At 68.6% G+C, this 11,984-nt stretch carries 11 protein-coding genes and 1 pseudogene; 7 read left to right on the top strand and 5 right to left on the bottom strand.

Features of this window, described 5'->3' with window-relative positions; translation table 11 throughout:
- Positions 1–170: 170 nt before the first annotated feature.
- The 4 genes and pseudogenes from O9271_RS17630 to O9271_RS17615 form a co-directional block, all read left to right on the top strand.
- Positions 171–774 (top strand): annotated as a pseudogene (locus tag O9271_RS17630) (cobalamin-dependent protein); the annotation flags it as partial.
- Positions 763–1,176: a bacteriochlorophyll 4-vinyl reductase gene (gene bchJ / locus O9271_RS17625; RefSeq protein ID WP_343213939.1), complete on the top strand. Its 414-nt coding sequence runs from the start codon at positions 763–765 to the stop codon at positions 1,174–1,176. The pseudogene O9271_RS17630 and the gene bchJ, both read left to right, overlap by 12 nt.
- A gap of 5 nt (positions 1,177–1,181) precedes the next feature.
- On the top strand, positions 1,182–1,619 hold the full coding sequence (hemJ, locus tag O9271_RS17620; RefSeq protein ID WP_298272633.1) for a protoporphyrinogen oxidase HemJ: 438 nt from the start codon (positions 1,182–1,184) through the stop codon (positions 1,617–1,619).
- Positions 1,620–2,122: 503 nt separating this feature from the next.
- The gene (locus O9271_RS17615; protein ID WP_298272629.1) at positions 2,123–2,656 is read left to right on the top strand and encodes a hypothetical protein; all 534 of its coding nucleotides are present in this window, start codon (positions 2,123–2,125) and stop codon (positions 2,654–2,656) included.
- A gap of 12 nt (positions 2,657–2,668) precedes the next feature.
- Here O9271_RS17615 and O9271_RS17610 read toward each other — a convergent pair whose 3' ends face one another.
- From O9271_RS17610 to O9271_RS17595, 4 genes are all read right to left on the bottom strand, one after another.
- Positions 2,669–3,412, bottom strand: a complete 744-nt coding sequence (locus O9271_RS17610) for a hypothetical protein (protein WP_298272626.1) — start codon at positions 3,410–3,412, stop codon at positions 2,669–2,671.
- Positions 3,413–3,471: 59 nt separating this feature from the next.
- On the bottom strand, positions 3,472–4,935 hold the full coding sequence (locus tag O9271_RS17605) for a carboxypeptidase regulatory-like domain-containing protein (protein WP_298272624.1): 1,464 nt from the start codon (positions 4,933–4,935) through the stop codon (positions 3,472–3,474).
- Between the two features lie 98 nt (positions 4,936–5,033).
- Positions 5,034–6,509: an adenosylhomocysteinase gene (ahcY, locus tag O9271_RS17600; RefSeq protein ID WP_343213938.1), complete on the bottom strand. Its 1,476-nt coding sequence runs from the start codon at positions 6,507–6,509 to the stop codon at positions 5,034–5,036.
- 155 nt (positions 6,510–6,664) lie between these two features.
- A complete protein-coding gene (locus tag O9271_RS17595; RefSeq protein WP_298272617.1) occupies positions 6,665–7,630 on the bottom strand; it encodes a metalloregulator ArsR/SmtB family transcription factor in 966 nt (321 codons plus the stop codon).
- A 152-nt stretch (positions 7,631–7,782) separates the two neighbouring features.
- Here O9271_RS17595 and O9271_RS17590 point away from each other — a divergent pair, with 152 nt between their 5' ends.
- The 3 genes from O9271_RS17590 to O9271_RS17580 are packed head-to-tail and all read left to right on the top strand — an operon-like array spanning position 7,783 to position 10,924.
- Complete coding sequence (locus O9271_RS17590) at positions 7,783–9,129, top strand: MgtC/SapB family protein (protein ID WP_298272614.1); 1,347 nt, start codon at positions 7,783–7,785, stop codon at positions 9,127–9,129.
- Positions 9,126–9,914, top strand: coding sequence for an ABC transporter permease (locus O9271_RS17585; protein WP_298272612.1), 789 nt, complete (start codon positions 9,126–9,128; stop codon positions 9,912–9,914). The genes O9271_RS17590 and O9271_RS17585 overlap by 4 nt, the downstream gene beginning before the upstream one ends.
- Complete coding sequence (locus O9271_RS17580) at positions 9,911–10,924, top strand: MlaD family protein (RefSeq protein ID WP_298272609.1); 1,014 nt, start codon at positions 9,911–9,913, stop codon at positions 10,922–10,924. Before O9271_RS17585 ends, O9271_RS17580 begins: the two co-directional genes overlap by 4 nt.
- Here O9271_RS17580 and O9271_RS17575 read toward each other — a convergent pair.
- Positions 10,921–11,853 (bottom strand): universal stress protein, encoded by a 933-nt coding sequence (locus O9271_RS17575; RefSeq protein WP_298272606.1) that lies wholly within the window; start codon positions 11,851–11,853, stop codon positions 10,921–10,923. The two genes, O9271_RS17580 and O9271_RS17575, sit on opposite strands and share 4 nt — an antisense overlap.
- Between the last annotated feature and the right edge of the window lie 131 nt (positions 11,854–11,984).

The following is an 11,984-nucleotide window of genomic DNA, read 5'->3' as shown; positions in this document are numbered from 1 at the left end:
CGGCGAACAACAGACGGCAGCCGCGTCCCACGTCGCCCCCAATCCCACATCCGCGTGCGCTTGCGCCTGTAGGCGATTCCCCGACCGCCCCACGGCAAAACCGCCGACTGTAGGCCCCGCCCGTCCTCGGCACCCCGTAGCTGTCTTTTCACACGCACAGGGGAGCCACGATGAAGCTGGTGTTCGTTCAGCCCAATTATCACGCCGGCGGCGCCGAAATCGCCGGCAACTGGCCCCCCGGGTGGGTGGCGTACATCGGCGGCGCCCTCAAGCACGCGGGCTTCACGGACATCACCTGCGTGGACGCCATGACCAACCACATCGACGACGCTGCGCTGCGTCGTCGGCTCGTCGAGCTCAAGCCCGACGCCGTGCTGGCCACCGCCATCACGCCCATGATCTACCAGGCGCAGAAGACGCTGGAGATCGCGAAGGAGGTGAATCCCCGCGCCCACACCATCCTGGGCGGCATTCACCCCACCTTCATGTACCAGCAGGTGTTTCACGAAGCGCCGTGGATCGATTACATCGTGCGCGGCGAAGGGGAGGAGATCATCGCGGAGCTGATGCAGCATCTGCGTGATGGCACGGCACTCGCCACCCGCCGCGACATCAAGGGTATCGCGTTCGTGGAGGACGGGCCGGTGGTGGCCACCCCCGCGCGGCCGCCCGTTCACCTGCCGCTTCTGCAGGCAGTGGAAGTTCTGGCGCAAGTACCGCACGCGTGATCCGAAGAGCTTTGTGGACGAGATCGAAACGCTCGTGCGCGACCACCACGGCGAGTCGGTGGCGGCGCGCCTGCTCGTGTCCAGCACCGGCTATGCGCTGGGGGCGCTGCCGGGAGCCATGGTGGACGAACGTGAGGCCCAGGCGTTCGTACGCGCCGTGATGCGCGAGCTGGGCGAGCAGCCGGGCACCCGGTTGCTGCACGAAGCCGGCGGGCGCACCGCCGACTACCTCATGGCGCATCGCATCCCGCGGCCGGCGCAGTGGCTCATGCGGTGGCTGCCCCGGCGCGCCGGACTCCGGCTCCTGCTGGAGGCCATGCGCGCCAACGCGTGGACCTTCGCCCGCCTCATTCGCACCCTGGTCACACCGCACGCCACCGTGCGGGAAGTGGAGTGCCAGGCGTTGGGCGGCCGCTGCTGCCGCTTCGAGGTCACCGGGATATCTTAGGCGGCATGGCTGCCCACTATCTCTGGATCAAGGCGTTTCACGTCATCGCGGTCATCGCGTGGTACGCGGGGCTCTTCTACATCTTCCGCCTCTACGTCTACCACGTGCAAAAGCGTGACGAGCCGGCGGTCACCGCTACGCTCGAGGTCATGGAGCGCCGGCTGCTGCGCGGCATCATGATGCCGGCCATGATCGTCTCGCTGGCCCTCGGCACCACCATGCTGGTGCTGCAGCCGGAGCTGCTCCGCATGCCGTGGATGCACATGAAGCTGGGGGCCATCGTCTTCCTGCTCGGCTACCACGGCTTCGCCTCGCACACCCGCAAGCGCTTCCTCGCCAAGGACTACTTCCTCAGCGAGACCGCGTGCCGCTGGATCAACGAAGTCCCGACCGTCCTGCTCTTCTTCATCGTGATCGGCGTGATCGTGCGGAAGCCCATGTAGCGGCCGCCGCGTGACGGAACGGGCCCGTTGACTGACGGGACAGGACGTTCTAGGTTCCCCGCCGTTGGCTGGGGAGTAGCCATCCGCCGGCAGCGCCGGCGGAGCGGGCAATCGTCAATACGAGGCCACTGGCCTCCGGTTGCCCGCCTGCGGAGTGACTCGACAGAGCACCGCAGCGCGCGAGACCACCGCACGTCCTTCGTGCCGTGGTCTGTCGCGCGCCCCCTGGTGGCGTCCATGGCGTCGTTCGCTCACGCCTCGCCGTTTGCCCCATGTTGCCTGGTTCGGTCTCCCGCCGCAGGACGTCTCGCCTGCTGCGCGCGCTCGGTCTCGCCCTGGTATCCTTGGCCTCGATTCGACCTGCTTTCGCACAGCAAACCGTCATCAACGCGCCATCAATAGATCAGACACCCAAGGGTCGGGTGTTCGCCCTGCACGAGTCCCAAATCCGTTCCTGGGGTGACACCAGCTTCTGGCAGACGACCCACTTCGTCACCTACGGCGTGACGAGACATGTCGAGCTCGCCGTGACCGCCTACAACGTCGGCACCCCGCTCAAACGCCTCGCCACCCTTGGGGTAGGGTGGAAGGGGGCCGCCGACATCCCTGGGTTGGCCACCCGCGCCCCCCAGTGGGAAGCCAAGGTGGGCGCAGGACAGATGGTCGCCATTCCGCTGCGAGGCGAACGACTGGGGGTGTGGAGCTACCTGCAGTCGAGCGTGCGGCTGCCCGTGCTGCGCACCCGCCTCATGGCGGGGGTGAGCGACGGCCCCAAGGCCATGTTCGGCAAGTCCACCACCCACTTCATGGGCAGCTTCGAACAGCCGCTCGCCGCGTTGCCGGGGGCGCTGGGGCACACGCTGCACGACATCACGCTGCTGGGAGAGTGGTGGGCCGGGCAGCACGAATTCGCCGATTTCGTGCCGGGCTTCAACTACCACCGTGGCCGCACGGTCGTCATCCTCGGCTACAAGCTGACCAACACGCCGGGGACACGCGGCGACGGTCTGGTATTCGAAATCGGGCGAACCTTCTGAGGCCGGAGCACGTCAGGGACGCACCCGCACCTGCCGCAGCAGGGTCGTCTCCCCCAGCATCGTTTCGATCTGCAGCACCTGGCCGGTTTCCGCACTCACCCACACCACCGACTCACGATTGCGGGCGAGGGTGAGCACCACCACGTGCGCGGCTTCCCCCTGGATGGTGGTCTGGCCGGTCACCTGCACCAAATACTCGCGCAGGCCGCCATCGAGGTCGTATACCGGCAAGCGCGCGGCGTACCCGATTGCCAGCGGCAGCGCGCGCAGCACGATCTCCCAGTTGCCGGCGTCGAAGGGCGCGAGGCGCAGTGTCGTATCGAGCGGTACCGGCGGTGCGTCGAGCGGCGCGAGCGAGCCCTTCACCCGCGCGCCGCTGAACTCCAGCAGCACGCGACGGGTCTGCTGCAGCGAGCGACGGGCGCGCGGCGCCAGCGTGCGCGCATCGGTCCACGTGGAGTCGATGAGCTGCATCGTGGCGCGCTGCAGGCGCTGCACGCGCAACACCAGCGCCGTGCCGCTCGCACTGTCGGTGCGCCACAGCTCCGTGAGGCGCCCCACCGGAATCTCGTCGGCATCCCGGTACATGGTGAGCGTGTAGCGCACCGAGTCATGCAGCGCCGGCAGTGGGCGCAGCGACGAATCACCCGGCAGCACTCGCCGCGGCAACACCTGCGGCGGCGGTGCCGCCGGCACCTGCGCGTGCACGGCGCACGGCGCCAGGCTCAGCGCCAGCAGCCACACGGTCGATGGCATCGCGACGCGCCACGACCGAGCCCGACGGGGAGAGGTACCGGAAACGTCCATCTCCAATGTCAGCGTTTGGCGCGCTCCCGCATGCCCGTATGCAGCACGATGGCCCCGCACCCGGTGAACCCTGCCAGCTGCGCCGGCACGGCGGCGCCACTGTTGTACACCTCCGCGGCCAGCACATCCTGCGCATTCACCAGCACGTCGAGCCCCATGTTGGTCACCGTGCGAACGCCATCGATCCACAACTCGGGCGCACACCACTGGCCGAATGACTGCCCGCGCATGACCACCACGTCGCCCCCGGCCGCCGGTACCACACGCAGCCCCGGGATGGTGCGAAACATGTCGGCCACACGCAGCGGCGGATGCCGCTCGAGGGCCTCGGGCGCAATGAAGCGGCCCATGCCGCGCGTCTTGCGATTGAGCTCGAACTCGGCGAGGCGCCGCTCGAGGATCTGCTCGCGCGTGGCCATGATGCGGATCGTGTCGAGCCGTGCCATGCGATCGAGGTTGAACTCGATCCGTCCGCTGTCGCCGGGCAGCACATCCACGATCTGGCGGGTGGGCAGATACCCGATCGCGCGCACGTCCACCGTATGTGAGCCCAGTGGCAAGTCGTTGAGAAAGAACTGCCCCTCGGCCGTGGTGCGCACGCCGAGGCCCGTTCCCCACACCGACACGCGCACATCAGAGACCGCCGTGCCTTCGCCGGCACGTGTCGTGCCCCGCAGGATGCCATCGCCGCGGCGCACGCGCACTTCCACGGCCCCGGTGTCGGCGATAGCCTCCGCGGTCGTGAGCGGAACGGAGTCACGCCACGCCACGGTGGCCGTACGGCCGCGCCCCACGTACAGGTCGCGCAGCAGGATGCCGTTGTACGGTACACTCAGCTCCAGTACCCCGGTGGAATCGCCGCCACTCCAGGCACGCAGTTGCAGCACCCCTTCGGCTGGCACGCCGCAGGCGGTGAAACGGCCGCTGTCGTCGGCGCGCGCCTCGACCGAGGCGATCTGCCGCCCGATGCCCCCTTCGGCAATGGACAGCTCGAGCCAATGCAGCCGCACGGTGCCGGACACCGCCAACGGGGCGCGGTCGGCATCGCGCAACACGCCGCGCACATAACCGAGACGCTGCCCCACGATGCTGTCACCGCACACCTGGCCAATGAGCGTGGGCGCTGACGGCACGCCCAGGCGCACACGTTCGCGTTCGCCGGCCCGTACCGCGACGCCACGGGACAGTTGCCGAATGCCGAGGGCGTCGAGCCGCGGATGCGACACCGCCACGGCGTAGCGGCCCGGTGGCAACGCCTCGAAGGTGAACTCGCCCTTGGCATCGGTGGTGGTGGTCCACAGCCGAAGCGGATCATTCGCGTCCACGACGTCCACCGTGGCCTGCCCGAGCGGCGCACTGAGCGTGCTGTCGAATACCGTGCCGCTGATACGCGCCGGCCGGGTGGACTGCGCCCCCAGCAGCAGCGGAATCAGTGAAAGCACACTCGCGCCCAATGTCAGTGATTTCCTCATGGCTTGAGCATAACACCGAAACTACCGAGGCGCCGCCACGAGCATCGTGACGGCGCCTCGACACCACTTCCTGCTCCCTGCCTCCTGCTCCCTGTCTCTCAGTACTTGTAGTGCGCCGCCTTGTACGGTCCCTGCATGTCCACGCCGATGTACGCCGCCTGATCGGGCGTGAGCTGCGTGAGCTTCACGCCCAGCTTGTCCAGATGCAGACGCGCCACCTTCTCGTCGAGATGCTTGGGCAGCGTGTACACCTTCTTCGCGTACTGGTCGGCGTTGGCGTGCAGCTCGAGCTGCGCCAGCACCTGATTGCTGAAGCTGGCACTCATCACGAAGCTCGGGTGGCCCGTGGCGCAGCCGAGGTTCATGAGACGCCCTTCGGCTAGGATGAGAATGGAGCGGCCGTTCGGCAGCACGAACTCGTCGTACTGCGGCTTGATGTTGATGCGCTTCATCCCTTCGACCTTCTTGAGACCGGCCATGTCGATCTCGTTGTCGAAGTGGCCGATGTTGCTCACGATGGCCTTGTCCTTCATGCGGCTCATGTGCTCGACCGTAATGACGTTCTTGTTGCCCGTCGCGCTCACGAAGATGTCCGCCTGCTCCACGATGTCTTCAAGCGTGGTGACCTGATACCCCTCGAGCGCCGCCTGCAGCGCGCAGATGGGATCGATTTCCGTGACGATCACGCGGGCGCCCTGGCCCTTGAGCGCCTGCGCGCACCCCTTGCCCACGTCGCCGTAGCCCAGCACCACCACGATCTTGCCGGCAAGCATCACGTCGGTGGCGCGGTTGAGCCCGTCCACCACGGAGTGACGGCAGCCGTACAGGTTGTCGAACTTCGACTTGGTCACCGCATCGTTCACGTTGATGGCTGGGAAGGCCAGCGTGCCGGCGCGCTCCATCTCGTACAGGCGATGCACGCCCGTGGTGGTCTCTTCCGACACCCCGCGAATGCCGGCGAGCACCTTGGTCCAGCGGCCGGGATTCTTCTGCTGCTCCGCACGCAGCAGGTCGAGAATCACGCCCCACTCTTCCGGCTCATTGTCGCTGTCGAAGCCCGGCACCGCGCCGGCCGCCTCGTACTCGGTGCCCTTGTGCACGAGCAGCGTGGCATCGCCACCGTCGTCGAGCAGCAGGTTCGGGCCCGTGCCGTCGGGCCACATGAGCGCCTGCTCGGTGCACCACCAGTATTCCTCGAGCGTCTCCCCCTTCCACGCGAACACCGGCGTGCCCTTGGGGTTTTCCACCGTGCCGGTGGGGCCCACGGCCACCGCGGCGGCCGCATGATCCTGCGTGGAGAAGATGTTGCACGACACCCAGCGCACGTCGGCGCCGAGCGCCACGAGCGTCTCGATGAGGACCGCCGTCTGCACCGTCATGTGCAGCGAGCCCATGATCTTGGCGCCCGTGAGCGGCGCCTTGCCGGCGAACTCCGCGCGCAGCGCCATGAGGCCGGGCATCTCCTGCTCGGCGAGGCGGATTTCCTTGCGGCCCCACTCGGCCAGCGCGAGATCGCGCACGGCAAAGGCGGGACGGTCGAGCGACGTCAGCAGCGCGACGCCGTGTTCGGTCATGACGGAGGTGGCCATGGATTCGGTTCGAATTGGGATTGGTTTCTGTGGCGTCGGACGAGTGTGTAGTTGGTAGTGATAGTTGTCGGTTTTCAGTGAACTGATGACTGACAACTACAACTGAGAACTGCATACTCGCCCGCCCTGCGCGATCTTCGTTACGACAACACCATCATCGGCCGCGGCATCGCCACCGCCGTACAGCTGAACAACGCCGGACCGCTCGCATCCGTGTCCACGGGGAGCGGCACGTATCGCGGCTGCACGAAGCCCGCCTCGTGCAACCAGTCCTGCAGCGTGTGATCATCGAAGCCCAACCACACGTGTCCCATCTGTTCGCGATAGCGCTCGTGCGTATGCGGGCGCATGTCGCCAATGAGCACGCGCCCGCCCGGACGCAGCACGCGGTGCACCTCGCGCAGCGCGCGCACCGGATCGCTCACGTGGTGCAGCACGAGCATGAGCACGGCCACGTCGAGCACGCCGTCGTACAGCGGCAACGCCTCGAGGGCGCCCTCGTCCACCTGCACGTTGGGAAACGCCACCAGGCGCGTGCGCGCGCTCGCGAGCATCGCCGGCGACGCGTCCACCGCGTGCACGTGCTGCACATGGGGCGCGAGGGCGGCGCTGAGCGCGCCCGTGCCACACCCCAGATCGCCCACCACCAGGTCGGGCGACAGCAGCGCGAATGCCGCTGTGAGGTCGGCGCGCGCGCCGAACATCTGGGTGCGCAGCGCGTCCCATTCGGCGCTGGCGGTCGCGAAGAACGCTTGCGTCACGGCGCGGCGCGACGCGAGCACCGCGTCGATGCGGGCCGCATCCTGCACCGCAGCGGGGGTGTCGGCCATCGCGCCGCGCACCAGCTCCCACAGTCCCAGCATGGCGGGATCGAGCGTGGGATTGCGGCGGTACCACCGACTCGCCCCTTCCGCCCGCGACGACACCCACGCCTGATCGGCCAGAATGCGCAGGTGGCGGCTCACCGTGCTCTGCGGCAGCTGCAGCGCCAGCGCCAACTCCCCCACGGTGAGCTCCTGCCGCTCGAGCGCTACCAGCAGCCGACACCGGGTGGTGTCGGCGAGCTCGACCATTCGGTCGTGAATTGCCAGGCGCGGGGCAGTCATCCGAGCAATATATCCGGACATCCGGATGATTGGATAGTACATCCCCCAACTCCCGGCGCTCGCCCCCCACCCACTTCCCGCACCGTATCCCCTTCCCTTGTGCGGTTTTCCCTCTCCGCACCCCCTCCCCCCGCGCTGTACCATTCATCCAGATGCTTGATCTCTCCTTGGCGTTCGACCTCCTCGTGGCCGCACTCGTGGGCCTCGCCGTGGGGGTGCAGCGCGAGTGGACGGGGCACACCGACGGGCCGGACGGCCGCTTCGCCGGGGCGCGGACGTTTGCCCTGCTCGGCATCATCGGCGGCTTCGCCGGGTGGCTGGTGCGGCTCGGGTATCCGGCGCTCGCCACCGTCATCGCCGCCGGTGGGGTGCTCATGCCTATCGTCGCCTACTGGGCCACCATGCGCCGCCCCGGCACCACCACCGACGGCACCACCGAAGTGGTCGCCGTCCTGGTCGTCGCCCTCGGACTCACGGCCGGGCTCGGTGTTCGCACCCCCGCCGCCGCCGTCGGGGTCATCACCGTGGTCCTGCTCGCCGAAAAGACCCGTCTCCAGCAGGCGCTCCAACGGGTGGATGCCGCCGAGATGCGCGCCGCCCTGCTCTTCGCCGTGCTGGCGCTCGTCGTGCTTCCGGTCCTCCCCGACACGGGCTACGGCCCCTACGAGGCCTTTCGTCCGCGGCAGCTGTGGATGGTCGTCCTCATCTTCTCCGCCCTCAACTTTGCCGGCTACATCACGCGCCGGCTCATCGGCGAAACGCGCGGCCTCGCGGTCACGGGGCTCATCGGTGGCTTCGTCTCCAGCACCGCCGTCACCCTCAACTTCAGCCGGCGCAGTCGGGAGGAGCCGGCGCTCGCCCTGCCGCTCGCCCTCGGCGTGGTCGCCGCCTGCACGGTACTCATCCCGCGCTTGCTCGTGGTCACCACCATGCTCCGCCCGCCGCTGGCGCTCGCGCTCCTCCCGGTGCTGAGCCCGGTCTTCCTCGCCGGGCTCCTCCTCATCGGCTTCGTGCTCTGGCGCGAGCGCGATACGCGCCCCGCGGGAACGCCAGCCACCGAACCGCACGCCGAACCGCACGCCGCACCGCACCTGGCCACCCCCACCGCCAGCGACCCACGCCCCGCCAACGGGCTGGGGCACAACCCCCTGGGGCTCACCTCGTCGCTGCAAATGGCCGTGGCGTTTCAGCTGGTCCTGTTCGCGCTGGCGTGGATTCAGCAGAACGCCGGCGCGTCCGGCCTGATCGCGTCCGCCACCGTGCTCGGCCTCACCGACATGGATGCCCTCACACTGTCCATGACCCGCTATGCCGCGTCCCCCAACGCGGTGCCCATGGCGGCGGTGGCCGTGGGGGTAGGGGTGCTCTCCAACACGGCGCTCAAGTGCGGGCTCGTGCTCGCCATTGGTGAGGCGCGCTATCGGCGACATGCCGCCGGCGGTCTGGCGATGCTCGCCGTGGGGAGCGCCGCCGGCCTCGCCCTGGGGTGGCCGCGATGAAGACGCAGGTGAGCGCCGTCGGGCGCACCACGCGCGCCCTCGTCGAGCCGATCGGCACCGGCACGCGTTTCGTCCTCGACGTGGTCCGCGCCGGGCGCGACGTTCGCAGCTGGGGCCCCGAATTCTCCACGCACGCGCGCGTGCTGGGGGTGGAATCGCTCCCCATCGGCATCTTCATCGCGCTCTTCACCGGTATCGTGCTCGCGCTGCTCGCCAGCTACAGCGTTGGCGACCTCGTGCCGCCGTATTTCGTGGGCACGCTGGTGCAGAAGACCGTTACCCTCGAACTGGCGCCGGTGCTCACGGGCCTCGCTCTCGCCGGTCGCGTGGGCGCCAACATCGCCGCCGAACTGGGCACCATGCGCGTCACCGAGCAGATCGATGCGCTCGAGACGCTCACCTTCGACCCCATGAGCCATCTCGTGGTGCCGCGCGTGCTGGCGTCGGCGGCCATGTTTCCCATCGTGGTGGGCGTGGCCATGCTGGTGGGCATGGTGTCGGGGTGGGGCGCCTCGCTCCTGCTGCTCGACATCACCACCCCGCAATTCCTCAAGGGCGTGCGCGTCTTCTTCACCAGCTTCGATGTGCGCTACGGCCTCGTGAAGTCCGCCAGCTTCGGCGCCGCGGTGGCGCTCATCGGCTGCCGGGCCGGGCTCACCACGCAAGGTGGGGCGCAGGGGGTCGGCCGCAGCGCCACGCGCGCCGTGGTGATTTCCGCCGTGATGATCCTCGTGCTCGATGCCTTCTGGGCCGTGGTCTGGCTCACCAACCGAACACTCAAATGACGACCAGCAAACGCACCAGCGATTTCGTCGTCGGGCTCACCGTACTCGTCACGGTGGTGGTGCTCATCGGCGCTACGTTGTGGCTCAAGCAGGCTGACCTCGGCGGGCGCACCAAACATCTCATCGTGCGGTCCCGCGACGTGGGGGGCGTGGCGCTGGGCAATCCCGTGGTCATTCGCGGGGTGCGGTCGGGGCGCGTGGAGCAGATCGCCCTCGGCGACAACGATTGGGTGGTCCTCAAGCTCGGGCTCGATCGCGACGTCGAGCTGCCCAAGGACCCCGTCGTGCTGCTCACCGCCTCGAGTCTGTTCGGCGAATGGCAGGCAACCGTGACCAGCCGCGACGCGGTGCCCCCCGACCGCAACCTGCGCGCCGCCATCGACGAGGCCCGCACCGGTCGCGACACCCTCGCGGGCGCCGTGCTCCCCGACATCGCCCAACTCACCGCCGTCGCCGGCCGCATCAGCGGCGACGTGGCCAAGGTGGCCGAACGGGTGCAGGTGGCGTTCGACGACGCCGCCGCGCGCGAGCTGCGCGAAAGCATTCGCAACTTCGCCGCGCTGTCGGCCGAACTCGCGCGCACGGTGAACGCCCAGTCCAAGAACCTCGACCGGATCAGCACCAACGTGCAGACCGGCCTCGGCACCATCAACGAAGCGGCCAACCGTCTTGAAGCCTTTGCCGGGCGCGTGGACTCCGCAACCAGCCGCGGTGAACTGCAAACCATCGTCGCCAACTCGCAGAGTGCAGCGCGGGAGCTGGTGCAGGCGGCGCAGAACCTCAAGCACCTCACCGACCGTCTCGACCGCACCGAAGCCAGTCTCTCACGGGCCGTGGCGCGCGCCGATTCGGTGTTCGCCAAGGCCAACAGTCCCAGCGGCAGCATGGGACTGCTCATCAACGATCCGTCGCTCTATCAGCAGAGCGATTCGCTGGTGCGGGAGCTGCGGGCGCTGGTGGCCGACGTGAAGAAGAACCCGCGGCGATACGTGAACGTGCGGGTCTTCTAGTTTTCCGGCGCTTTCGCCGGCACCGCCAGCACACCCACGCGCGAGGTCCGCAACACGCGGGTCGCCACCGATCCCACCACGAGGCGTTCGAAGAACGAGTGGCGCTGTGTGCCCACGGCCACGAGATCGGCGTTCGCCTGCTGGGCGAAGGCCAGCAGCGCCGGCGCCGGGTCGCCGCGCACCGCCACCGTGTCCACCGTGATCCCCGCCGGCACCTCGAGCTGCGCGCTGACCTGCTCGAACAGCGGAGGCAGCGTACGGCCGTACTCCGCGTCCCAGGCTTGCCAATCCGCGCTCGGGTGTTCGAAGCGGGGGCGCACATGCACCAGAGTGAGTCGTCCGCCCGGCGCCAGCAGGCGCAGCGCCAGATGCGCGGCCTGGACACTGGCGGTGCTGAAGTCGAGTCCCACCACCGCATGCGCGGGAGCCGCCGGGAAGTTGGGACCGACCGCCAGAATGGGCACGCGCGATTCCCGCAACGTGGCCAGCGTGGTTTCGGTGCCGAACAGGCGATCGAGCGGGTTGTGTCGCCCAATGCCCATGACGAGGAGCGCCGCAGCTCGCCGCTCGGCTTCCGACGCCAGCGTGCGGGCGGGCGAACCGACCAGCACATGAATGGGCCACGACGGGTCACCGGCCGCCGCGATGTTCACCGACCGACGCAGGTCGTCGAGCATCGTGCCGCGCCGCGCTTCGTCGAGCTCCGCCGGCACCGGCAGCACGTCCATGCCCGCCGCCACACCCGGCATCGGCTCACAGACACCGATCACCTCGATCGAGCCGCCGAATCCCGACGCAGCCAGGCGCGCGGCGTTGAACACGGCTTCGTGTGATACCGTGTTGCCGTCGGTGGCGACCAGCACCAGGCCGCCCATTACCGACGGGACTCGGCTTGGGGAACTCAAGGGGATGTGAGCGATAGCGGACATGGAAACCCTCCGGCGCGACCGCGCCGTTGGCAGATGCCGACGCTACCGGACGCCACCAATGGCTCCGATTCGGCACCTCACGCGACACAGGACAGAGGGTCGCACAGAATGGCCGTGTACTCTATCGGGGT

Source organism: Gemmatimonas sp., from assembly GCF_027531815.1.
Lineage (GTDB): Bacteria > Gemmatimonadota > Gemmatimonadetes > Gemmatimonadales > Gemmatimonadaceae > Gemmatimonas.
This window is presented reverse-complemented; position numbering and strand designations above follow the sequence as displayed.

Bases quoted from the DNA above. Each gene is read 5' to 3' on its own strand.
- hemJ (WP_298272633.1), top strand. From the start codon at position 1,182: ATGGCTGCCCACTATCTCTGGATCAAGGCGTTTCACGTCATCGCGGTC.
- O9271_RS17610 (WP_298272626.1), bottom strand. From the start codon at position 3,412: ATGCCATCGACCGTGTGGCTGCTGGCGCTGAGCCTGGCGCCGTGCGCC.
- O9271_RS17605 (WP_298272624.1), bottom strand. From the start codon at position 4,935: ATGAGGAAATCACTGACATTGGGCGCGAGTGTGCTTTCACTGATTCCG.
- ahcY (WP_343213938.1), bottom strand. From the start codon at position 6,509: ATGACCGAACACGGCGTCGCGCTGCTGACGTCGCTCGACCGTCCCGCC.
- O9271_RS17595 (WP_298272617.1), bottom strand. From the start codon at position 7,630: ATGACTGCCCCGCGCCTGGCAATTCACGACCGAATGGTCGAGCTCGCC.
- O9271_RS17590 (WP_298272614.1), top strand. From the start codon at position 7,783: ATGCTTGATCTCTCCTTGGCGTTCGACCTCCTCGTGGCCGCACTCGTG.
- O9271_RS17585 (WP_298272612.1), top strand. From the start codon at position 9,126: ATGAAGACGCAGGTGAGCGCCGTCGGGCGCACCACGCGCGCCCTCGTC.
- O9271_RS17580 (WP_298272609.1), top strand. From the start codon at position 9,911: ATGACGACCAGCAAACGCACCAGCGATTTCGTCGTCGGGCTCACCGTA.
- O9271_RS17575 (WP_298272606.1), bottom strand. From the start codon at position 11,853: ATGTCCGCTATCGCTCACATCCCCTTGAGTTCCCCAAGCCGAGTCCCG.